The sequence below is a fragment of the Gordonia sp. B8661-1 genome (assembly GCF_059427765.1).
The window spans coordinates 1-24,999 of sequence record NZ_JCAHRL010000017.1 but is presented as its reverse complement, the minus strand read 5'-3'; the positions used below and the strand labels follow the sequence as shown (position 1 = coordinate 24,999).

Sequence of the window (24,999 nt, the reverse complement as noted above, 5' to 3'; positions counted from 1 at the left end):
TCATCCTTCCAGGCCGCCCTCCCGGGGCAAGCCAGATCAGATGTCACCTAACCGTGCACCAGTCCCCTTCGCGCTATCGCGTCGTGTTTGCCACCGCCGACCAGGTTTTCTGGGACTTCTTCGACGGGTCGACGACGGAGTTTTTGTATCGGTTCGTGATGGGGGTAGAACCCCCGCCGGACGATCCTGGGAATGTGAGGGAGATCATCGGCGATGGTCCACCGTACGTTGATATCTACCTCGATGGTCAAACTGTAAGAGTCACTGCGCATTCCGAATGATTGGTCGAAGTGACTTATTCGCTGAGATTATTGCTGCGTCGACGCACAGTGAGGTGCCGCGTCATATAGCGGGTGAGGGATGGCGACCTCGTTACCTAGTTCTGGTACTCGTTGTCGCCTGCAAATCGTATGCATGGTGAGACGGACAGTATGTCGTAGGGTCCGTCGGGATCGATACGGAGTCTGACGAAGTATCCTCGGTCATTTTCTACTCGTCGGTCTGTGGCGGTGTCGCCGGGTGTAGTGGCGCTAGGCCGATAGCCGCTTCTTTGCAGTCGGTCGAACCCGTGTTGGACGGCTTGTTTCTGCTGGGGTGTTGGGGTTTGCAGGGTGGCGCCGGTGCGGAGGCTCCATGGTGGACCGGCGGCGAGGCTGTTTTTCCCGATTGCGCATCCGCTCATGGCGCCGGGGGGTGACAAGGGGTCGTCGGGGAACGGTTCATGGGCGTTCCAACCGGGCACCACGGTCTGTAGGTTGGTGTTGATGGTGAGCCATGCCTCGTCGCGTGCGATGTGGTGGACGGTAGGGTTGTGCTCATCGTTTGGGCTGCAGGCAGCCAGAACGAATCCCACAGCGAGGAGTGCAAGAGAGTTCCGGACGGTTGCCATGATCTTCACGCTAGTCACGTTGAGAGAGGTTGACTAGGCGCGTGACTCAAGAGTTGTTTCGACACTTTCAGTAGTAGTCGGACCTGCGCTTGACGTACGGGATTGGTTCCTGGCCAGTGATTACTTTCACCATGTTCTGGAAGGCCCCGGAACGGGGGTCATTCCAGTAGCCGCCATGGGCGCTGGCTCCTTCGACGGGGCCTTTGGGGTAGTCCTTGTTGTCGCCGCTGTAGTACCCGGTGTCGAGGCGTTCGACCCCGGGGACGTTGTCTGGGTCGTTGCCGTGGGGGCTGCCGGGCGCGGCTTGGATGTAGTGGATGATATCGCCAGGTGCGGTCAATGAGTAGCGCTCGACGTGTGGGTTCGCGTTCTGCCATCCGCCGTCGAAGACACCGGTACCAGCCGATGAGGCGTAGATTACGCGGTCAGCGTTGAGACCGAGCTGTTCGGCGCTCCCTACGACGGATCCGCCGTAGGAGTGTCCGATGAAGGTTGTCTTCGCAAGTGGGGCTATCTCGGCTATCTCGGCATCGAGCTGTTTGCCGAATTCAACCAAGCGCGGTGCCATGTCGCGTGCGAAGTGTGGGTCCGCAGCTGATTCATCGAGCGAGTCCGCGACACCCGGGACGCCGCTGCCAAGAGCGCCGCCGACGCCCCCCGTCCCGGCGCCAATGGCCGCGTTCTTTGCGGCATCAGGTAATCCTTCATACCCCATATTTTGTGGCAGGTCTCCATCCATGTAAACGAAGACCGGTCCGTTAGTTTGATGCGCGAGGTTCCAAGCAGGCGTGGTGTTGGCGCCGCTGACGTTGAGGTTCGACCCTGTACCAGGGACATAGACGGTGGCGTTTTGAACGCCCGGATTGAACTCACCGATCATCTCAATGAAACGGCCATTGGAGGTGTTCTTGAAGGAGATGAACTTTCGTTCGACCATTTGGTCGATGGCAATGTCGGTACTGTTCGGGTCACGGTGTTCGGGTTCTGCCGGGTCCTTCTGCTGGGTTAGCAGCTCCCGCAGTTTTGTGATGCGCTGGTTCCGATTACTGTCGGGGACATCGTTGCCTTTTTGGATCTCTTCGATGATGGCGTTGCGGATGTTGATTTCGTTTGCAACTGCGCGCGCATCGAAGGGCACTCCATTGGTGTTGCCCATGAAGTCGGGGTTGGCCTGGATCAGGTGCCGGAGGTCCGCCGGGCTCAGATGTGATAGGTAGTCACGAAGCTGCTCGGGCCAGAGGAATCGCATCTTCTCGATGGCGTCGTCGGCATCCATCATCTTGCCGTCAGGTCCAGTGACTTCAGGTTGTCCATTGATCATGGCAGCGAGGTCGGACTTCAGCTCGTCAAGGCGAGCTCCGTAGGTTTCGTCGAGTACGTCAATGGTGGTCAGTCCACTATGGATCTTTGCCTGGATCGTTGCAGCTTCCGACTTGCGATCGGAGTCAGGGTGGCTCACCTCTCCCGTGTTGGTCACTTCAAAGGTGGCGCGGACTGCTCCGTCAACTTCATTTAGCACGTGTTCACGGGCATACGTCAGATCCTGGCCGGCGTCTCCCTACTCCACCCCGTCTTGGCTGGTACTTCTCGGATGGAGAATCCCTCCATGTGCAGCTCGAGGGTCCGAGCGTTGTCTCGTTCGGTTCGCACCCGCGCGGCGGTTGAGACGCCGGCCGTCGTTGAGGTGTTTGCGCATGGTCTGTTCGTGGATGCCGAGCCGCCGACCAACCTTGGCGGTGTTCCGGGTGTGGTGGTCCAGGTCGCCCGGATCGGGGCGACGGTCTCGGGTCTGAGCCGTTTCGAGGATGGCATTGAGCCTGCGGAGGTACCGTATGCGAACGTTCGTCATTTGATACGCCACGGCCAGCCATACGTCGACATCAGCGTGGATGAGAAGCGTGAACGAATCACCGCTCGTGGTCGATGACCGCCGCGACATTCCTTGCGGGACTTGTTGTGTCAGGGTGCGGTGAATGTTCCGACGCCCGGCAGGGACGGCTGGCCGGCGTTCCGGTCGTAGTACGACCCGGTGATGTGGCTACTGACGAGGATCTGTCCGCGGCCGGTGTTCGCCTCGGCGCGAAGCGATACCGGGGTGAGCATCATGTCGCACGGCTTGACCGTGACGGAGCCACGCTTGCCGGTGGTGAGGTTGGTGTAGTTGATGGTGACGTACGTCCGGCCCGCGGTGGTGGCGCAGGTTTCGGGACGGGCGGGCGCCGCGAAGGTCACCACGCCGGGCTTGCCGGTCGGCGTCGCGGTGACGTTGGCGAAGTACGGACCGGGAACAACGAGGCCGCTGACCACGAGCCCACTCGCGGGAATCTGGAAGACGGTGATGGGAGCGGCCTGCGCGGCAGGTGCCAGGGCCAGCGCGGCGGCGCCCACACCGGCGGCAACGGCACCGGCCCGCGCCGCCCACGTGCGGCCGGAGGTCTTCGGCGACTGTCCGCGATTCGACTTCAACGAGATCTTCATAGCTGCTCCTGTCCAACCCTGGTGTCGCGTAGTTCCCCCACCCGGCGAGTGTTCGGCACCACCGATCCGTCGGCGGTGCAACAGTCGGACTATCTTCGCGCAGGCGTCCGGCGTTACGGATGCCTGGAAATCGATGGTCGAGACGCGGCCAGGTGGAGCCCGCAGACGATGTCCTGAACGGCGAGTCCCAGTGACTTGTACAGCGTGATCTGAGTCCGCCCGGTGCGACCCGCATGGCCGCCGAGCAGCACCGTTCCGATTTCGGCGAGCAGGGCGTCCTCGCTGATGAGGCCGTCCTGCAGGGCGTTTCGGATGTCACCGGATTCGGCCAGTACCGAAGTCCTGCTGTCGAAGAAGATCCGCGTGCGTGCGATCGCCGCGGACGAGAACTCGCGCGCGTCGGCGAAGGAGCCGCCGACGAGATTGATATGCGCTCCCTCGGTGAGGAATTCGGCCTCGACAATCGGTTCGCGGGTCGCCATCGTCGAACAGACGAGATCGGCACCGTCGAGCGCGGATGCCGGATCCGGCATCACCTCCACGGGTATCGGTAGCCACGACGCGGCCCAATCCCGATACGCCCCTGCGCGTTCGGTGGTTCTGTTCCAGATGCGCACCCGCCGGAGGTCGCGGATCTCGGCCATCGCCCGCAGATGGCTTCGGGCCTGGACGCCCGCGCCCAGTATCGCGAGGTCGCCGGCATCGTCGCGGGCCAAAGCGCGGGTGGCGACCGCCGAGACGGCCGCGGTCCGGATGGCCGTGACCGCGGAGGCGTCGATGATGGCGAGCGGTGCGCCGGTGTCCTCGCTGAAGACGGTGATGGTTCCGATGTGCAGGGGCAGATTCCGAGATGGGTTGTCGGGCTTGAGCATCATGGTCTTCACCCCGAATCCGGTCAGGCCGTCGCCGCCCACATAGCACGGCATGGTGCCCAGCAGTGCGGGTGTGCTGCCGGGACGGATGATGGTTCGCAAGGGCTGATCGACATGACCGCCGCTGAACTTGCGCATGGCCTGGTCCATCAGGCCGATGGCCGTGCGCATCGACAACCGCCGGAAGACGGTGTCGTGGTCGATATAGGCCGGTGGGGGTGGAAGGGTTTCGGTCATGACGTGCCGTCGCCGACGGTGGGGTGGCGATGCATGATGTGTGCCTCCTCCTCGACGACGTCCGCGACGACCCAATCGCTGATCGATCGCCAACAATCCACTGCCCGACGGTGATACGGGTGATTCAGGTATCCGTCCAGATCGGAGTCATCGGCGACGGTGCCGATGATCGCGAAGTCGTAGGCCACCGCTCGGGTCGAAATATTGCGTCCCGCATACCAACTGGACAGGTGGGGCACGTTCGCGCCGACGCCGTGCGCGTACCGTTCGGCGACCCGGGTTCTCGGGTCCTCCCACGAGATACCGGGACGCAATTTGAACAGAGCGATATGGCGGATCATCGGGTGTGCTGTCCCGCATGGGCGAACAGTGTCCACAGCATCTCGATGGGGCGGGTGGCCGAGACGAATTCGAGACCGTAGTACTGGGCGGCATCGACGGTGGTGAGTGCGACCTCGACGGCCCCCGACGCCACCATCGCGGCGGCCGCACTGGTCGACGGGCGTTCGACGACGGAACAGACCCGCATTCCGTCCGGCCGTAACTCGTCGATCAGCGGGATCGGCGCACGGTGACTCGCGACGCGGACGGCGGCGGTCAGGTCGGCACCCCGGGCGGCGACGAGACCGTAGTCCGGCGTCAGCACCGGAAAGGCCGCGGCGATCCCGAAGGCCGGATCCATGTAGATCCGATTGATGTAGGCGTAGGCATTCGCGACCAGGACATGCGTCGCCTCCTGGGCACGGACGAGGTCCGCGGCATGCTCGTAGGAATCGCAGAGCATGACCGGCAACATGGCGCAATCGAGAGTGCGTGTGGCCCAGGAGCAGAAGGACTGGGCGATGGCCGCGCTGCTCGTGGAATGCGGGCCGAGGGTCGCGATGGACACCGGCCGGCGCATGACCAACCCGATGTCCAGCACATGCTCGACCTTATGGCTCACGACGCTCATCCGACCTCCGATGTCAGTCATCCGAATTCCACTGTGGTCAGCCACGCCCGGTACGCGGGCAGAAGCCCACGGACGGCCCGGAAGTACATGTCCCGCACCATGCGTGTGGTCGTGCCGGGAGTGCCATCGCCGATAGGTCGTCCATCGACAACGGTGACGGGTGTGATGCCGATACCGGTTCCGGTCAGGAAGCACTCGTCCGCGTCGAACAGGTCCTGTGGACCGAGATCTCGGACCGCACAGGGGATACCGACGGCCGGTGCCAACGCGTCGAGGACGGTGCGTCGGGTGATGCCGGCGAGAATTCCGGCCGATTCGGGAGGGGTGATCAGCCGGCCACCGCTGACCAGGACGACGTTGGCCGTGGTCGCCTCGGTCAGGTTCCCCTCCGCGTTGAGCAGCAACGCGTCGTCGGCGCCGACGGACTCGGCCTCGTCCATCGCGAGTGCGTTGTTCACGTACCTACCGGCGATTTTCGCACCCGCGGGGAGCGCATCACCGTCGATGCGACGCCACTGGCTGATCACGCACCGAAGACCCGCCTCGGTGCCGTAATGACCGAGGGCGCTGGTGATGATCGCCAGGTCGCTGTCCACCCCGGCCAGCCGGACACCCGGCCGGGTACCCGGTACGAATCTCGACTTGAAGCCGATCGGCCGAATGTAGGTGTCATGCGCACTGCCGTTCGCCCGCAACAGTTCACAGATGACGCCTGCCATCTCGTCGAGCGACAGACCCAGATCGATACACAGCAGATCGGCCGATCGTTGCAGACGTTCCAGGTGATCGCCGAGACGAAAGACGTGCAGGCGTCTGCTCGTCGGATCCGCATACGCCCGGATACCTTCGAAAACCGCGGTGCCGTAATGCAATCCCTGTGTCGTCGCCGGCACCAGGACGTCCTCGACGGGCACGATCGAGCCCGACGTCCACGCGTGGAGCACCGGAGGACACTCCACGATCACGAGGCCGCCCACGACGACGTCAGTGCCATCGCGGCAGTGCGCTCCACATCCGGTTCGGTGTCTCGCCGGTCGTGCAACCGGGCCGCCTTCCAACTGACCATCGCCCCGGCGGCGGAGCAGTGGTCGGTCTCGCCACGACGAACGGAAATCGGGATGCCCAGCCGTGCACCGATGTTCTGCGCGGCCCGGTCCACATCGAGCGTGTCGGTGTGGGCGAGAAGCTCCACCACCACATCGAGGCGATCGGTGCAGCCGACGCGGTCGATGCCGATCTGATAGTCGAGGCACCCGGACAGTTCCTCCAGAATCGCATTCTCGAGCTCGTATCCGGTGAACTGCTGACCGCCGACCACGATCTGATCGCGTGTACGGCCGATCGGGCACAGATCCCAGCTGCCGTCTTCGCATGCCGATACCGTCACCATGTCCCCGGTCCGGTATCGAATCAATGGTTTCTGGCCACGGTACAGCGTCGTGACGACCAATTCGCCGGATACATGACGACCGTCGTCGGGAACATCGATGACGTCGGAGGACTCCGGCTCGACGAGTTCACACCAATTGTTCAGCGGTGTTGAGTAGATGCGTCCGTCCGCTCGTGCGGCACCCACGATGGATGATTCCTGGGAGGCGTACATGCAATTGTAAACAGCTGCGTCCCAGGTCTCGGAAATGATCCGTAACAGAGCGGGCGTCATCAATTCTCCGATCAGCAAGAGCACCGTGAGACCGAGAGACCGGGGCTCGACTCCACGGCGCGATGCCTCCCGGGCCAGCGTGATCGCGACCGCCGGCGTGCAGACGATGACCGTGATCCCCAGATCGCGGATCAGATGCAGTGCCCGCGCAGTGCCGACGACCGGGGAGCGAGGCCACAGCTTGACCACCGTGTGCCGGAGTGCGCGCAGCACGTCCTCGAATGTGTCGCCGGTGGAGTGGAGTTCCGTCGGCCCCATGACGGCGACGACGTGCCGATCTCCGTACTGCGCCAATATGTCCCCGTACCGCAGGGTGAGCACCGTGTTGTTGACGAGCGAGTCGATCTCGTTACGGGGGCAGGGCGTGGACGGTCCGGTCGTTCCTGTCGTCTCGTAATACACCCAGGCGTCCTCGATCGGGCCGCACAGCATGTCGTTGCCCGCCCGGCGCAAGTCGCTCTTCGTTGTGAACGGGAGGCTCCGCAACTGCGCGGGGTCGAATGTGCCGGACAGGTGCTGCAGGTGCCGGGCATAGAATACGGAATTCGATGAGACATAACTCACGATGTCGCATAATCGATTGTTTTGAATCGTGCGAATATCCCGCCGCGAAAGACGTCCGGATTCGAAATCTGAGTGCTCGCGAATGGTCGCGGCGGCGATCGGTCCCATCTCGGACAGAAAAGCTGAGTACATGTGCCCACTCCATCAGAAATGTATCGACATCATGCCATTATCGGCCTGGTGATGAATATGTACCGATCTTCGGGTCGACGGTAACGTGGATCGAACAGCCTGTCCAGAGCGTGCTCCGGGTGGTCAACCGAAGGTGTGGCGAAAGGATGGAACCTGCTGCTGAGATTGTCCGGTGAAGGTGCCCGCCTGGCAGCCCTGTTTTTCGGTGATAGCGTCCGCACGGTATGACGACCGATTCTTGTTCATTCTCCCGGATCAGGAATGGATAAAGTGCCCCCACTTCCTTTGACGCCCGCTCAGCTCGGAATCTGGTACCTGCAGCAGATGCGGCCGGACGTCGCCTTCAACATCGGACAGTTCGCCGAGTTCGACTCCCCGCTATCGGTGCGGCATCTCGGTACGGCGCTGGAGTTGCTGACGCAGGAGGCGGATCAGGCGCGAACGCGGATCGTCGTCCGTGACGGAGAACCGGTGCAGATCACGCCGCCCGAGACCGGCGTACGGATGGAGACCGTCGACGTCTCCGCCGAACCTGATCCCGAGGAAGCGGCCGAGCGGTGGATGGCCGATCGTCTGCGAATGCCCCTCCAGGTCAGCGCATATCCGAGTGGCTACGCGTTGCTGAAGTTGAGCGAGTCCCGTTATCGGTGGTTTCAGTACTGTCCGCACATCACCATGGATGCCACCGGCGGCGCCCTGCTGGCCGCACGAATGTCGGAGGTCTACAACGACCTTCACGAGGGCAGACAACCGAGACGCCATCGTTTCGACACCGTGGAGACAGCGGCCGCGGTCGACCGTGCATACCGGGAGTCGAAGGCGTTCACCGAGGATCGCGACTACTGGCTCCGGTACCTCGAGGAGCGTCCGTCAGCGACCACGCTCGGTGGCACCACGGACGTCGCCGCGCGTGCCGTGATGGTGCGCAGGACATGGGGGCGCGGAATCGGCGAGTCGATCCATTCGGTGATCGGCGAAGCGGACCTCAACGCATCGTCCGTCATCTTCGCCCTGGTCGCCGGATTCCTGGCGGAACGCTGCGGTGAGTCGGAAATCGTTGTCGGACTACCGATTGCGGGGCGGCGCGATCCTGCGCTCGCACACTGTCCGTCGATGGTGTCGAACATCGTTCCGGTCCGGATACATGCCGGGCCCGGCCATTCGCTGGTGGCCACGGCCCGCGCCGCCCGCCGGAACATACGCGATGCGGTGACGCACGGATCGCTGCGGTCGGAGGACATTCACCGGGATCAGGTCGCCGGGGGCCGCGACGATCCGCTCTTCGCGGTCATCGTCAACATCATGGGTTTCGTGCCCCGGCTCCGGCTGGGCGACCACGTCGGCACGGTGAGCACCGTCAGCTCGGGGTATGTCCGCGACGCCACGTTCGGTCTGGTCTATGACCGGTCGTCCCGCGAACTGCGGCTGGAACTCGAAGGCAACGAGCAGACCTACGATCGGACGTCGTTGTTCGCGATGGCCGACGCCTTCGAGGCCCATGTCGTTGCCGCACTTGCCGATCCGGTGGGGGAGCGGCCGTCGGCGAGGATCGCGCGGGCACTGGCGTGGGGGAGGACGCCGTCATCGGAGACGGATCTGCGATGCGTCGCCGACCTGCTTCTGCGTGGAAGCGGTCTCGGCGGTGCGCGGACCGCGGTGCGCTGCGGGGACCGGACTCTGTCCCATCAGCACCTGGATGACGCGTCGAATCGTCTGGCGCGCCACCTGATCGAACGCGGCATCGGTCCGGAGGTGACGGCCGGGGTCTGTATCGGACGGTCGGAGTGGCTGATCGTCGCGATGCTGGCGATCACGAAAACCGGTGGCGCCTATGTGCCCATCGATCCGCGGTATCCGCAGGACCGTATCCGATGGATGGTGACCGATGCGGCACCGGCCGTGACGGTGACCACCGCGGCCGACGTCCACGCACTGCCCGCGGATGTTTCCGGCCCGTCGATCGTCGTGCTCGACGACCCGGATACGCAGTGGGAGGAGCAGCCCGGGCGGCCGCTCCTCGACACCGACAGATTGTCGCCGATACACACCGATCACGCAGCCTGCCTGGTCTATACCTCCGGTTCCACCGGCAGACCCAAGGGCGTGATCAAGACACACCGGGCGATGGTGGGCGGAATTCGCGCCGCCATCGCCGAACTCGGGGCGGCCACCTTCGCGCGGTCGGTGTGCACGACGTCGCCCTGCTTCGACATGTTCGACTTCGAGACCCTTCCGGCCCTGACGGTCGGTGGCACAGTCGAACTCGTCGACCCGATGCGAGACGCGACGGGGGACCGGACGGGGCAGCGGGCCTCGCTCTACAGCACGGTGCCCAGTGCGATGCGTGCCCGTATGGACAATGGCGACGGTGTTGCCGCCGGCACCGTGGTGCTGGCGGGTGAGGCGCTGCACGGTGGCCTGGCGGACGACGTCCTGCTGCGATGTGATGCGGGCCGGGTCGTCAACGCCTACGGACCGAGTGAGACCTACATCAACACGCTGTGGACATACGGTGGGGCCCACGCGATGCCGGCGTCCGGATCGGTCCCGTTGGGGCGCCCGGTGATCGGGTCGTCGGTGTACGTGCTCGACGGTGCGCTGCGACCGGTGGTGGCGGGCGTCGCCGGAGAACTCTATGTCGGTGGCGTGCAGGTGGCGCGAGGTTACCGAGGACGTCGCGGTCTGACCGCGTCCCGTTTCGTCGCGAGCCCGTTCGGTGACGGCGAACGCCTGTACCGAACCGGTGACCGGGCGCGGTGGTCGGATGACGGCGTGCTGGAGTTCGAGGGGCGGGCCGACGATCAGATCAAGGTGCGCGGATTCCGGGTGGAACCCGGCGAAGTCGAATCGGTGATGCGTGCTCACCCGGATATCCACGATGCGGTGGTGTCCGGCGTCGACAGTGGCCACGGCACTCGTCTGGTGGGGTATGTGGTGCGCGTCGGGCAGCGATCCGAGCCGTCCGGCGATCTGACCTCGACCGTGCGCGAGTGGGCGGCACATCGACTGCCGGACTTCATGGTTCCGTCGATTGTCGTTGTGGTCGAACATTTTCCGCGTACACCGAACGGGAAGCTGGATCGCCGTGCCCTGCCGGCCCCCGACCCGTCGGTGGCCGTCGGCGGCCGGGAGCCGCGGGATATGCGGGAACAGCTCCTGTGCCAGGTGTTCGCCGACGTGCTCGGTCTGGATCGGGTCGGTATCGACGACGCGTTCTTCGAACTGGGTGGCGACTCGTTGTCGGCGACCCGCGTGGTGTCCCGTGTGCGGACGCTGCTCGGTGTCGAACTCACGGTTCGGGACCTGTTCGCGGCGCCGCGCGTTTCGGACCTTGCTCTGCGGTCCGGTGGCACGCCCCGACCACCGGTGGTCGCCGTCGATCATCCCGCCGAGGTCGAGGCGTCCTTCGGTCAGCGTCGACTATGGCTGCTGAATCAGTTGGATACCGCGTCGGCGGCGTACAACATGCCCGTGGTGTTTCATGCCACGGGTCTCGATGTGCCCGCCTTCTCGGGCGCCATCGAGGATGTCGCAGCCAGGCATGACGCGCTACGGACGATCTTCCCGGACGTCGACGGTGTTGTGCGGCAACACGTGGTGGACATCGGCGAGGCGATCGCCGGTCTGGTGCGCGTCGTCGAGGTGGACGATGATGTCGTCGATGATTTCGTCCGGGACTGCGTGACAACAGGTTTCGATGTCACGGTCGATCTCCCGGTCCGCGTGTGGATTGCGGACGGATCGGGGCACTGTGTGGTGGTGATCGTGGTCCACCACATCGCGGCCGACGGATGGTCGCTGGGCCCGTTCGTGCGCGACCTGCGCGATGCCTACGCGGCGCGGGTGGCCGGGCGCGGCGGGTGGGACCGGGAAGCGCTGCCCGTGCGGTACCGCGACTATGCGCACTGGCAGCGGGAGATGCTGGGCGATCCATCGGATGAGTCCGGGGTTGCCGGGCAACAGCTCGCGTTCTGGCGAAAGACGCTGTCAGGCTTGCCCGCCGAGATCGACCTTCCGGTCGATCGGGTCCGGGCTGCCGTACCGGTATCCGGCGGGGACAGTTGTTCGCTGATCTGGGACTACGAGATACACCGGGGCGTCAGGGAACTGTCACGGGCACACGGTGTAAGCGTGTTCGCGGTCGTGCAGGCCGCGGTCGCGGCCCTGTTGTCCCGGTCGGGGGCGGGCACCGACATCCCGCTGGGGACAGCGGTCGCCGGCCGGGTGGACGAGTCGCTGGAGGCGATGATCGGGTTCTTCGTGAACACCGTGGTGGTGCGCACCGATCTGTCGGGAGACCCGTCGTTCGTCGACATTCTCGCGCGGATACGGGAGACCGACCTCGCCGCCTTCGATCACCAGGATGTGCCGTTCGATCTCGTCGTGGAACACCTGGCGCCGCACCGGGTTACCGATCGCAATCCGTTGTTCCGGGTGATGGTCGTACAGCATTCGGCCGTGGGCGGCGCCGCGGCCATCGACCTGCCCGGCGTCGACGTCGACATGCGGCTCGCGCAGACGTACACGGCGAAAGTCGATCTCACGTTCCTGGTCGCCGAACGTTCCGGCACCGACGGAACTCCCGAGGGCATCGAGGTGACCACGGAGTTCGCGACGGACATCTTCGACGCGGAAACCGTGGGGGCGATGACCGATCGACTGACCGCACTGGTGCGGCAGGTGATCGGTGCGCCGGCGACCCTGCTGTCGGCCATCGATTTGCTGAGTGATGCCGAGCGGCGGCGTCTGTCGGGCTGGGGACGGGTGGGGCAGCCGATCGTCGGCGAGCCGGACAATGTGATCGAGTTGTTCGCTGGGCAGGTCGCCGCGGCCATGCGTGACGATCGCCCTGCGGTTGTGTGTGGCGACCGCACGATGCGGTACCGGCAGTTGGACGAGGAGTCGTCACGGTGGGCGCGGTTGCTGATCGGGTGGGGCGTCGGACCGGATGTGCCGGTGGGCGTGTGCATGGAGCGGTCGGAGTGGTGGGTCACCGCGGTCGTGGCCATCGCGAAAGCCGGTGGGGTGTACGTGCCGGTCGATCCCGCCTATCCGCCCGAGCGCATCGAGTGGATCGTCGAGGATGCCGCTCCGCGTGTTGTCCTCGCCACGCGGAACGGAGTGCAGGCGCTGCCGGACGGCATGCGCGACGGCGCCGGGGCCACGATCGTACCGATGGATGAGCCGTTGTGGCACAGTCAATCCGAACAGCCCGGCGGCTTCGCTGACGGTCTTGTCCCAGCGCATCCCTTGCACGCCGCATACGTCATCTACACGTCGGGATCCACCGGCAGACCCAAGGGGGTCGTCGTACCGCACGGCGGTATCGGTAACCGGATCAGCGGATTGCAGCGAAGATACCTACGTTCCGCCGACGATGTGTTCCTGGCGAAGACCTCAATCGGGTTCGACGTCTCCCTGTGGGAGGTGTGGTGGCCCCTGACCATCGGAGCCACGATCGTCGTCGCGGACACTGCGACGCAACGTGATCCCGTCATGCTCGCCGATCTGATCCGGCAGCACGCGGTGACCGTCCTGCATTTCGTGCCGTCGGCCCTGGCCGAGTTCGTGCGCACAGTCGATGCCCCGGTCGACACGGTGCGCCTCACGATCTGCAGCGGTGAACAACTCGGCACGGAGGTCGCCTCGTCGTGGAAAGACCTCGCCTCCACCGAGGTCGACAATCTCTACGGGCCGACCGAATGTTCCATCGACGTCACCGAATATCGCCACCGTCCGGATCCTCCGGACACCGGCGGCGCGGTCCCGATCGGGCGGCCGGTCGACGGGACCTGGGTCTGTGTGCTGGACAACCGTTTACGGCCGGTGCCGACCGGAGTGGCCGGTGAACTCTACATCGGTGGTGCACAACTGGCACGTGGGTACCGGGGGCGCCCCGGTCTGACCGCCGAGCGTTTCGTCGCCTCTCCGACGGGTGCCGGTCAGCGGATGTATCGGACCGGGGACGTGGTGCGGTGGACCCGGTCGGGGGAGTTGGTCTTCGTGGGGCGCGGCGACGACCAGGTGAAGGTACGGGGATTCCGGGTGGAACCCGGTGAGGTGGAGTCGATTGTCGAGGGTCACGCGGGCGTCGACTCGGCCGTCGTGCGGGGGATCGCCGACCACGACGGAATGGTCCGGTTGGTTGCCTACGTGACGATCGACGACGCGGTGTGTGCGCGACGGGCCGATGTGCCGGCAATGCTGCGGAAGTGGGTGTCCGCACGGGTTCCCGACCATCTGGTGCCGTCCGTGTTCATGGTGCTCGATGCGTTGCCGCTGACCGCCCACGGGAAGGTCGACCGAAAGGCATTGCCGGAACCGGCCATCGAGCCCGCGGACCCGCATGAACCGCGAAGCGTGCGGGAGGATCTGCTGTGCGGCATCTTCGGTGAGGTACTGGGCGTCGAGCGGGTCGGCGTCGACGATTCGTTCTTCGATCTGGGGGGACACTCGCTGCTGGCCACCCGAGTGGTCTCGCGCGTCCGGTCGGTCCTGGGTGCCGAGCTGGCGCTGCGGGATGTGTTCGACGCCCCGCGGGTGTCGGAGTTGGCGGAGCGGATTGCATCGTCGTCAGGGATGACGCGCCCGCCCGTGGTACCCGTCGAGCATGCGGGACCGGTGGAGGCGTCGTTCGGTCAGCAACGACTGTGGCTGCTGAATCGCATGGACGTCGGATCGTCAATATACAACATGCCTCTGGTACTTGATGTTTCGGGCCTCGACGTCGACTGTTTCGCGGTCGCCGTGCGCGACGTGACCGCACGGCACGAGGCCTTGCGGACACTGCTCACCGACGACGACGGCGTTGTGCGGCAACGTGTGCTGGACACCGACGACGCCGCGGTGTCGTCGGTCGTACGCATCGTGGATCTCGGCGAGGACGAGGTCGATGCGTTCGTCGACGACTGTGTGAGCGCGGGTTTCGATGTGTCGGTGGACCTTCCGCTCCGGGCATCGATCATCCGGACCGGCGAGAGCCAGGGGACGTGTGTGGTGGTGATCGTGGTGCATCACTCCGCCGCGGATGGTTGGTCGATCGCGCCGTTCGTCGATGATCTGCGGACGGCGTATGAGGCGCGGTTGGCCGGTGAGCAGCCCGGGTGGTTGCCGTTGACGGTGCAGTATCGGGATTTCGCGTGCTGGCAGCGGGAGTTGTTGGGGGAGAGGAGTGATCCAGGGAGTCTGCTGGCGGGGCAGTTGTCGTTTTGGCGGTCGACGTTGGAGGGGTTGCCTGCGGAGGTTGTGTTGCCGGTGGATCGTTCGCGTCCTGTGGTGGGGTCGTGTGGTGGTGGGGTGGTGACGGTTTGTTGTGGTGCGGGGTTGCATGGCGGGGTGCGGGGGTTGGCTCGTGGTGTGGGGGTGAGTGTGTTCATGGTGGTGCAGGCTGCGGTGGCGGTGGTGTTGTCGCGGTTGGGTGCGGGGGTGGATGTGCCGTTGGGGACGGTGGTGGCGGGGCGTGTGGATGTGGGTGTGGAGTCGTTGGTGGGGTTTTGTGTGAATTCGGTGGTGTTGCGGACTGATGTGTCGGGGGATCCGGGTTTTGTGGAGTTGTTGGGTCGGGTGCGGGGGGTGGATGTGGCGGCGTTTGATCATCAGGATGTGCCGTTTGAGGTGGTGGTTGATGAGTTGGGGGTGGAGCGGGTTGGTGGTCGTAATCCGTTGTTTCAGGTGTTGGTGGCGATGCAGGATTCCTCGGGTCGTGGTGTGGCCGTTGATCTTCCGGGAACGGAGGTCGAGGTGCGGCCGATGGATACCACCACCGCGAAGTTCGATCTGTCCTTCCTCTTCGCCGAACGACTCGACGGCGACGGACGCCCCGACGGCATGGAGATGTCGATCGAATACGCGACCGACCTGTTCGACCGATCGACGGTTGCGGCGATCCTGGCCCGACTGTCCGCGGTGCTCCATCAGGTGACGGCCGACCCCGACATTCGGCTGTCGGCGATCGAGATTGTCGACGCTGCCGAGCGTGCGCAACTGCTCCGCCAGGGAGGGCAACTGTCAGGCCCGGCGCCGGAGCGACGTCACCTGTCGCGCATAGTCTCCCGTGCCGTGGCACTCGGTCCCGAACGCACTGCGATCATCGCCGGCGATCGAACCGTCACCTACGGCGAGCTCGACGCGGACTCGGAACGCCTGTGCCACATGCTCGTCGGCGCCGAAGTCGGCCCGGAAGTCATTGTGGGCGTGTGCATCAGCCGCTCACCCGCCCTGATCATCGCGATGGTGGCGGTCACCAGGGCCGGCGGCGCGTTTCTGCCGATCGATCCCGGCTATCCCGCCGAACGCATCGACTGGCTGGTATCGGACGCCGCGCCACAGGTCATCGTGACGACCGACGCCGACCGGCACGTCCTGCCCGAGCGGATCACGGACGACGACGTCACCATCATCACCATCGACGAGGACGGGCAGCAGGCTCCGGACCGTGACCACCGCGCCGCATCGCAGGTTTCCGGTCGAGGCCCTGCCCGGGAGGACGATCGCGTGACCGACGTCGATCACGCCGCCTACGTCATCTACACCTCCGGGACCACTGGTCGTCCCAAAGGCGTTGTCGTCACACACTCGGGCCTGGCGGCGCTCACGCATAGTCAGGTCGAGCGGTGGGGGCTGACACCGGACTCACGCGTACTGAGTTGGTCGAGCCTCGGTTTCGACGCGGCCCTGTTCGAGATCCTCGCGGCGATCGGCGTCGGCGGCGCGCTGGTGCTGCCGACCGCGACGGAATCCGCCGACAAGGACTGGAGCGGCGCGATCGCCCGGGCGGGGGTCACCCACGCCTTCACGGTGCCGAGCTTCCTCGACACGATGGATCCGGAGCAGGTGGCCGACGACGTGACGATCATCGTGGGCGCCGAGCACTGCAGCCCACATACGCTGTCGCGCTGGGCATCCGGCCACCGCATGATCAACGCCTACGGGCCGACCGAGTGCACCGTCGCACCACTCATGACCGGCCCGCTGGACCCGGCACGCGGAACAGTGCCGCTGGGCCGGCCCGTCGACGGTTCGTGGGTGTGTGTCTTGGATGCGGGGTTGGGGTTGGTGCCGGTGGGGGTGGTGGGTGAGTTGTATGTGGGTGGTGTGCAGGTGGGTCGGGGGTATTGGGGGTGTGCGGGTGTGACGGCGTCGCGGTTTGTGGCGTCGCCGTGGGGTGGTGGGGAGCGGGTGTATCGGACCGGTGATGTGGTGCGGTGGCGGTCGGGTGGGGTGTTGGAGTTTGTGGGTCGTGGTGATGATCAGGTGAAGGTGCGGGGGTTCCGGGTGGAGCCGGGTGAGGTGGAATCGATACTGCGCGAACACGCCGGCGTGACATCGGTGATCGTGTCCGGCGTCGCCGACAACAGCGGAACGACGCGGCTGATCGCCTATGTCGTGGTGGACGCCGACATCCTCGCGCCGGACGACGACGTCTCGAACAGACTGCGCCACTGGCTGTCCGGACGACTTCCCGACTTCATGGTGCCGTCGCTGTTCGTGGTGATGGACGCGATGCCGCTGACAGCGCACGGGAAGGTCGACCGCGCGGCGTTGCCGGAACCCGACGTCGCAGCCGTGGCGCTGGGCGGGGCCCCGCGCGGGATGCGGGAAGAGTTGTTGTGTCAGGTGTTCGGCGACGTGTTGGGGATCGACCGCGTCGGGCCGGACGATTCCTTCTTCGATCTGGGCGGCCACTCGCTCTCAGCGGCGCAGGTGGCCTCGCGCGCGCGGACTCTGCTCGGACTGGACATCGGGATCCGAGACATCTTCGACGCGCCGACGGTCGGTGAACTACTCCGACGTGCCCGGCCGGCCGATTCCCCGTTGCCCATCACCCCTGCGGGCCATGCGGGACCGGTCCAGGCATCGTTCGGTCAGCAGCGACTGTGGTTGCTCAATCGGCTCGATCGTGGTTCGGCGGCATACAACATGCCGTTGGTGTTCGACATATCCGGCGTGGAGGTGGAGTGCTTCGCCGGCGCCGTCCGTGACGTCGTATCCCGCCACGAGGCGCTGCGGACACGTCTCGTCGAGGCCGATGGCGTTGTGCTGCAAGAGGTGGTCGACATCGACGACGACGCACTGTCGACCCTGGTCCGCGTCGTCGAGATCGACGGCCACGAGATCGACGTGTTCGTGGATCGTTGCACCGGTGCGGGATTCGATGTCTCGGTCGACATCCCGATCCGGGTCCGGATCGCCCGGCAGGTCGCACCGTCGACCTCGTGTCTGGTGGTGATGGTGGTGCATCACACCGCGGCCGACGGCTGGTCCGTCGGACCGTTCGTCGACGACCTCGCTGTGGCCTATGAGGCTCGGTTGGCCGGTGAGGAGCCGGGCTGGGAGACGCTGCCGGTGCAGTACCGGGACTTCGCGGTATGGCAACGGGAATGGCTGGGGGAGGCGGACGATCCGGGCAGCGTGGCGGGCATCCAGCTGGGATTCTGGCGGGATGAGTTGTCGGACGTGCCCGCTGAGATCGGACTGCCGTTCGACCGGGAACGCCCGACGGTGGCATCACCCGCTGCCGGGTCCGTATCGGGCGTGACCTCGGCCGGGGTGCATCGGGCGGTGATGGAGGTGGCCCGCACGCAGGGTGCGACGGTGTTCATGGTTCTGCAGGCCGCCGTCTCGGTGATGTTGTCGCGACTGGGCGCCGGAGTGGATGTCCCATTGGGCACGGTGGTGGCGGGACGTTCACACGAGACCGTGCGGTCGCTGGTGGGCTTCTTCGTGAACACGGTGGTGCTGCGCAACGACCTCTCCGGGGATCCGACTTTCGCGGAGTTGCTGGTGCGGATCCGTGACACGGACCTCGCGGCGTTCGATCACCAGGACGTGCCGTTCGACGTGCTCGTCGACCACCTCGCACCACACCGGTCCGGCGCCCGGAATCCGCTGTTCCAGGTGATGATCGTGATGCAGAACGCCACGGGAGTCGATGTGTCCGTGGATCTTCCGGGTGCTCGGACCACCATGAGGACGGCTCCGGGCGGCACCGCCAAGTTCGATCTGTCCTTCGTCTTCGTCGAGCACCGCGACGAGAACGGGATGCCCGACGGCATCGAGGCCATCATCGAGTACGCCGTGGATCGTTTCGACTCATCGACGGCGTCGGCTCTGATGCGTCGACTGACATCGGTGCTCGAGCAGGTGACCGCCGACCCGAGCCTCCGGCTGTCGGCGACCGACGTCATGGACGACGGTGAGCGGCACCGGCTCCGCGCGTGGGGACGAGTCGACGAGCCCGGTCGCGACAGACCGCAATGCCTGGCCGAGATGTTCGCTGCCGGAGTTGCCCTCGGTGGCGATCGTCTCGCGGTGGTGTGCGGTGACCGAGCGGTGTCGTATCGGAGCCTGGACGAGGACTCGAACCGGTTGGCGCGCTTACTGATCGGGGCGGGCGTCGGACCCGAGGTGGTCGTCGGTGTGTGTATGCCCCGATCGGAGTCAACGGTCCTCGCCCTGGTCGCGATCGCCAAGGCGGGCGGGGTGTACCTGCCCGTCGACCCCGGCCATCCGGTCGAACGGATCGTATCGATTCTCGCCGACGCCGCCCCGCGGGTCCTCCTGGTCGGCACGGCGAATACCGGTGCGCTGCCGGAGGAGTGCGGCAACGCACCGGGGACGGTCGTCGTCGCCGTCGACGATCCTTGCCCGGCACCGTCATCCGAGTGGCGACGTTGTTCCGCCGAACCGATCAGAGCGGCCGAGCGAGTCACCGAAACCCGTGCCGACCACACCGCGTACATCATCTACACCTCGGGATCGACCGGGCAGCCGAAGGGCGTTGCCGTCACCCATCGTGGAATCGGCGCCATATTGCACGCCCAGCGGGCCGCTCTGGGCATCACCATCACCTCCCGCGTCCTTGCCATGTCGTCCCCCTCCTTCGACGCCTCCGTCTTCGAACTCGTCTGTCCCTGGCTCGCGGGGGCCGCTGCGATCGTCGTCGACGGTGACCCGTTGGTCGGGGCCGAGTTGAGCACATTCCTCGACGAACACCACGTCACCACCGCGTTCCTCCCGCCCGCGCTGCTGGCGACGGTGCCGTCGCTGCCGCGCGGCCTGTCGCTCATCGTGGCGGGAGAGGCGGTCTCCACGGACCTGATCGATCGGTGGGCTCCCGGCCATCGCGTGCTCAACAGCTACGGGCCGACGGAATGCACCATAGGGGTCACGCTGTCGGAGCCACTCGTCCCGAATGCGTTGGTACGCCCGGACATCGGCCGGCCGGTATCCGGTTCGTGGGTGTGTGTTCTGGATGCGGGGTTGGGGTTGGTGCCGGTGGGGGTGGTGGGTGAGTTGTATGTGGGTGGTGTGCAGGTGGGTCGGGGGTATTGGGGGTGTGCGGGTGTGACGGCGTCGCGGTTTGTGGCGTCGCCGTGGGGTGGTGGGGAGCGGGTGTATCGGACCGGTGATGTGGTGCGGTGGCGGTCGGGTGGGGTGTTGGAGTTTGTGGGTCGTGGTGATGATCAGGTGAAGGTGCGGGGGTTCCGGGTGGAGCCGGGTGAGGTGGAATCGGTACTGCGTCGGCATGAGGGTGTGCACTCGGTGGCGGTGCGCGGTGTCGGTGACGGCGACACCTCCCGACTGGTCGCCTATGTGACCGTTGATGATTCGGTATTCGGTGTGGGCGCGGACGTCTCCGATGCGCTGCGGGCGTGGGCGGCCGGGAGTCTGCCGGAGTACATGGTGCCGTCGGTGGTGATGCGTATGGACGCCTTGCCGCTCACCTCGAGCGGCAAGGTGGATCGAGGGAGGCTGCCCGCGCCGGAGATCGCCGCACCGGTGGGTGGCCGCGGCCCGCGAAACGTCCGCGAGGACCTGGTGTGCCAGGTCTTCGGCGACGTGCTCGGACTGCGACGGGTGGGCATCGACGACTCGTTCTTCGACCTGGGCGGTCACTCGCTGCTGGCGACACGTGTGATCTCCCGGCTGCGCTCGGTCCTCGGGGTCGAGCTGAGCGTGCGTGACATCTTCGACGCGCCCACCGCGTCGGAGCTCGTGACGCGAACCGGCGGACCCGCGCGGCCGGCGGTCCGTCCGCTGGGACGATCGGGCCCGGTCCCGGCGTCATTCGGTCAGCAACGGCTGTGGTTCGTCAACCGGCTTGATCGTGCTGCCGCGGTGTACAACGTGCCGTTGGTCGCCGATGTGCGACACCTCGACACCGATGCCTTCGCGCGGGCCATCGGCGACGTGGTCGGACGCCATGAGGTCCTGCGCACGATCCTGCTGGACGCCGACGGCACTGTCGTACAGCAGGTGCTGCCCGCCGCCGACGTACCGGTGGAGGTCGTCGGTGTCGAGCGGGCGGGGCTCGACGAGTTCGTCCGGCGCTGTGTGACGACCGGTTTCGACCTGGCCGACGATCTACCGATCCGTGCACACGTCGCACGGGTCGACGAATCGCCGGACGAGTATGTGATGGTCGTCGTGCTTCATCACGTCGCTGCCGACGGATGGTCGATGCGGCTGCTGTGTGCCGACATGGGTACCGCGTACGCGGCGCGGACCGCGGGTGCGGTCCCGGACTGGCCGACCGTCAACGTGACGTACCGCGACTACGCGGAATGGCAGCGAGAGTTGTTGGGGCATAACGACGACGCGAACGGACTGCGGGGCCGCCAACTGGCGTTCTGGCGACGGACGCTGGCGGGCATGCCCCGGGAGATCACGCTTCCCGTCGATCATGCGCGGCCCGCGCGGGCCACATTCGCGGGCGGGGTGGTGACCGGCCGATGGGACGCGCACCTGCACGCCGGAGTGCGGGACCTCGCGCGCGATGCGGGAGTCACCGTCTTCATGGTGGTGCAGGCCGCCGTCGCGATCCTGCTGTCACGGCTGGGAGCCGGCACCGACGTGCCGCTGGGGACCGCGGTGACGGGACGGGTGGACGCGGCCCTGGAACCGGTCGTCGGATTCTTCGTCAACACGTTGGTGCTCCGCACCGACCTCACCGGCGACCCGACCGCGACAGAGTTGCTGTCGCGCGTCCGGGAGATCGACCTCGCCGCATTCGACCATCAGGACGTGCCGTTCGACATGGTCGTCGACCACGTGTCGGACGAGTCGTTCGGTGTGCGGAATCCGCTGTTCCAGGTGCTGGTCGTGCTGCAGTCCGATATCGGTACGGACGCACTGGATCTGCCCGGCGCCGAGTTCACCCCGCGCACGGCGGACACCGGAACCGCCAAGAACGATCTGTCCTTCCTCTTCACCGAGTCCTTCGACGACTCGGGTCGTCCGACCGGCATCGACGTCACGGTCGAGTACGCGGCCGACCGGTTCGAACGGGACACGGTGGCGACCATGCTCGAACGGCTGACCATGGTGCTCGCCGCCATCGTCGAGGATCCGGGCATCCGAATGTCCCGGATCGGCCTCCTGAGCGCCGAGGAGCACCGAACGACGCTGGCACGCAGCGGGATCGACACGCCCGCACGGGTGGCGCCCATGCTGGTCGGCGAGCTGTTCGCGCACGGACTCGGATTTGGAGGCGACCGCGTCGCGGTCGTCGCGGGCGACCGGGAACGGACCTACGGTCAGATCGACGAGGACTCCACCCGCCTGGCGCGGTTGCTGATCGAGATCGGCGTCGGCGCCGAGATCGTGGCCGGTGTCTGCCTGCCCCGATCGGCATCTCTGGTCACCGCGATCGTCGCCATCGCCAAAGCCGGTGGCGCCCATCTGCCCATCGATCCGGAGTATCCCGCCGAGCGGGTGTCGTGGATCGTCGCCGACGCGCATCCGCGGGTGGTGATCACGATGCGTGCTCACGTCGACGCACTGCCCCACGCGGTGCTCGCTGACCCGGATGTCACCGTCGTCGTCATCGACGACCCGGCACCCGGGCCGGAATCCGACTGGCGTGCACGGTCATCGGAGCCGATCACCGATGACATGCGGCATGCCGCGCTGCACGTCGATCAACCCGCCTACGTCATCTACACCTCCGGGTCGACCGGCAGGCCCAAGGGGGTTGTCCTCTCCCATCGAGGCATCCACACCATTCTCGACGCACAGCGGGAGGCGCTGGACACCTGCCCGGACTCCCGGATTCTCGGCATGTCCTCCCCGTCCTTCGATGCCTCCGTCTTCGAGATCATGTGCCCCTGGCTGACCGGCGCCGCGACGGTGATCGTCGACGGAGCCGCTCTCGCCGGGACGGAACTGAGTTCCTTCCTCCACGGGTGGGGGATCACCACGGCATTCATCTCGCCCGCCCTCCTGGAGACGGTGCCGTCGCTGCCGGAGGGAATGTCGCTGATCGTGGCGGGAGAGGCGACGTCGCGTGACGCCGTGGACCGCTGGGCCGGCGGACGACGGATGGTCAATGCCTACGGGCAAACCGAAACCACCCTTGCGGTCACACTGTCCGAGCCCGCGGTGGCCGGCCGGGAAATGACGGAAGGCTCGCCGATCGCGGGCTCGTGGGTGTGTCTGCTGGATGACGGTCTGCGGCCGGTCCCGGCGGGGGTGGCCGGGGAGGCCTACGTCGGCGGTGTGCAGGTGGGCCGTGGCTACCTGAACCGGCCCGGGCTGACCGCACATCGATTCGTCGCGTCCCCCTTCGGCTCCGGCGAACGGATGTACCGATCCGGTGACATGATGCGGTGGACGTCCTCCGGTGCACTGGAATTCGTCGGCCGCGCCGACGACCAGGTCAAGATCCGGGGCTTCCGGGTCGAGCCCGGAGAACTGGAGTCGGTTCTGCGTGGCTACCCGGGAGTGCGGTCTGCGGTCGTGTCGGCGGTGCCCGACACCGCCGGGACCCTGAGACTGGTGGGGTACGTGGTCATCGACCCGTCGGTGTTCGGTCCGGATGCCGACGTGTCGAAGGCGTTGCGGGACAGACTGTCCGGAGATGTCCCGGAGTACATGGTGCCCGCGACGTTCATGGTGGTCGATGCCATGCCGTTGACGTCGAACGGCAAGATCGATCATGCCGAGCTGCCCGAGCCGGTGTTCGGTTCGGTCGGCGGTCGCGCGCCGAAGAATCCGCGGGAAGAGTTGCTGTGTCAGGTGTTCGCCGATGTGCTGGGGGCGGACACGGTCGGTACCGACGACTCCTTCTTCGACCTCGGCGGGCATTCGTTGTCGGCGACCAGGGTTGTCGCGCGGGTTCGCTCGGTGCTGGGAATCGAACTCGGTGTGCGCGATGTCTTCGAGGCGCCGACCGTCGCCGAATTGGCCGGACGCGCAGGGGGTCCGGCGCGTCCGCCCATCACGCCCGTGGATCGAGGTGAGCGTGTGGAGGCGTCCTTCGGTCAGCGGCGCCTCTGGTTCCTCAACCAGACGATGGTCGGCACGGGTGAGGACGCGGCTCGGGCCGCCGTCTACAACATGCCGCTGGTGTTGACGGCGAAGAACCTGGACATCGCCTGCCTGTCGGATGCGGTTGGTGATGTGGTGGCCCGGCACGAGGTGCTGCGGACCGTGCTCGTGGAATCGGATGGCACCCTGTGGCAGGAGGTCCTCGATGCCGGTGTGGGCGCGCCGCACCCGATACAGGTGGCCGACGTCGAGGACGGCGACCTCGAGGACTTCGTGAACCGTTGCGTCACCGCGGGATTCGATGTGTCGGCGGAGATTCCGCTCCGTGTATGGATCATCCGTACCGACCAGAGCCGCGAGACATGCGTGGTGGTCATCGTCGTGCACCATGTGGCGGCTGACGGGTGGTCGGTGGGTCCGCTCGTGGCCGATCTGCGGACGGCGTATGAGGCGCGGCTGGCCGGCGAATCACCGGACTGGCCGACGCTGCCGATCCAGTACCGGGACTACGCGTGCTGGCAGCGGGAGTTGTTGGGAGAGCGTGGGGATCCGGGGAGTCTGCTGGCGGGGCAGTTGTCGTTTTGGCGGTCGACGTTGGAGGGGTTGCCTGCGGAGGTTGTGTTGCCGGTGGATCGTTCGCGTCCTGTGGTGGGGTCGTGTGGTGGTGGGGTGGTGACGGTTTGTTGTGGTGCGGGGTTGCATGGCGGGGTGCGGGGGTTGGCTCGTGGTGTGGGGGTGAGTGTGTTCATGGTGGTGCAGGCTGCGGTGGCGGTGGTGTTGTCGCGGTTGGGTGCGGGGGTGGATGTGCCGTTGGGGACGGTGGTGGCGGGGCGTGTGGATGTGGGTGTGGAGTCGTTGGTGGGGTTTTGTGTGAATTTGAATCGCCCCGGGTTTGCTGGAGGCTCGGTTAGTTGGTTCCAGCGTTTGCGGGGACCGGGTTCTC

At 66.0% G+C, this 24,999-nt stretch carries 10 protein-coding genes; 3 read left to right on the top strand and 7 right to left on the bottom strand.

The genetic code is table 11. From position 1 onward, the window contains the following. A partial coding sequence (locus tag AC4JJG_RS20800) for a hypothetical protein (RefSeq protein WP_495405830.1) occupies window positions 1–281 on the top strand: 281 nt, incomplete at its 5' end. A 675-nt stretch (window positions 282–956) separates the two neighbouring features. On the opposite strand, the gene AC4JJG_RS20795 is transcribed toward AC4JJG_RS20800, so the two are convergent. Beyond that, a complete protein-coding gene (locus AC4JJG_RS20795; protein ID WP_495405829.1) occupies window positions 957–2,366 on the bottom strand; it encodes an alpha/beta hydrolase in 1,410 nt (469 codons plus the stop codon). Window positions 2,367–2,519: 153 nt separating this feature from the next. On the opposite strand from AC4JJG_RS20795, the gene AC4JJG_RS20790 reads away from it, so the two are divergent. Beyond that, a complete protein-coding gene (locus tag AC4JJG_RS20790) occupies window positions 2,520–2,816 on the top strand; it encodes a hypothetical protein (RefSeq protein ID WP_495405828.1) in 297 nt (98 codons plus the stop codon). A 32-nt stretch (window positions 2,817–2,848) separates the two neighbouring features. Here the strand turns inward: AC4JJG_RS20790 and AC4JJG_RS20785 are convergent, their stop codons facing one another. The 6 genes from AC4JJG_RS20785 to AC4JJG_RS20760 all read right to left on the bottom strand — a co-directional run bounded on the left by AC4JJG_RS20785 (window position 2,849) and on the right by AC4JJG_RS20760 (window position 7,655). After that, a complete protein-coding gene (locus AC4JJG_RS20785) occupies window positions 2,849–3,367 on the bottom strand; it encodes a hypothetical protein (protein ID WP_495402118.1) in 519 nt (172 codons plus the stop codon). A gap of 113 nt (window positions 3,368–3,480) precedes the next feature. Beyond that, window positions 3,481–4,476, bottom strand: coding sequence for an ornithine cyclodeaminase family protein (locus tag AC4JJG_RS20780; protein ID WP_495402117.1), 996 nt, complete (start codon window positions 4,474–4,476; stop codon window positions 3,481–3,483). Further along, window positions 4,473–4,817, bottom strand: a complete 345-nt coding sequence (locus AC4JJG_RS20775) for a Dabb family protein (protein ID WP_495402116.1) — start codon at window positions 4,815–4,817, stop codon at window positions 4,473–4,475. Before AC4JJG_RS20775 ends, AC4JJG_RS20780 begins: the two co-directional genes overlap by 4 nt. Next, window positions 4,814–5,419 (bottom strand): hypothetical protein, encoded by a 606-nt coding sequence (locus AC4JJG_RS20770; RefSeq protein ID WP_495402115.1) that lies wholly within the window; start codon window positions 5,417–5,419, stop codon window positions 4,814–4,816. Before AC4JJG_RS20770 ends, AC4JJG_RS20775 begins: the two co-directional genes overlap by 4 nt. 26 nt (window positions 5,420–5,445) lie before the next feature. Further along, window positions 5,446–6,372 carry an aminotransferase class IV gene (locus AC4JJG_RS20765; protein WP_495402114.1) on the bottom strand — a complete coding sequence of 309 codons (927 nt, stop codon included), beginning with the start codon at window positions 6,370–6,372 and terminating at the stop codon, window positions 5,446–5,448. A gap of 17 nt (window positions 6,373–6,389) precedes the next feature. Next, window positions 6,390–7,655: a phenylacetate--CoA ligase family protein gene (locus AC4JJG_RS20760; protein ID WP_495402113.1), complete on the bottom strand. Its 1,266-nt coding sequence runs from the start codon at window positions 7,653–7,655 to the stop codon at window positions 6,390–6,392. A gap of 402 nt (window positions 7,656–8,057) precedes the next feature. Between AC4JJG_RS20760 and AC4JJG_RS20755 the strand changes: the two genes are divergently transcribed. After that, window positions 8,058–24,999, top strand: a 16,942-nt coding sequence (locus AC4JJG_RS20755) for an amino acid adenylation domain-containing protein (RefSeq protein ID WP_495405827.1), incomplete at its 3' end; no start/stop codon positions are given.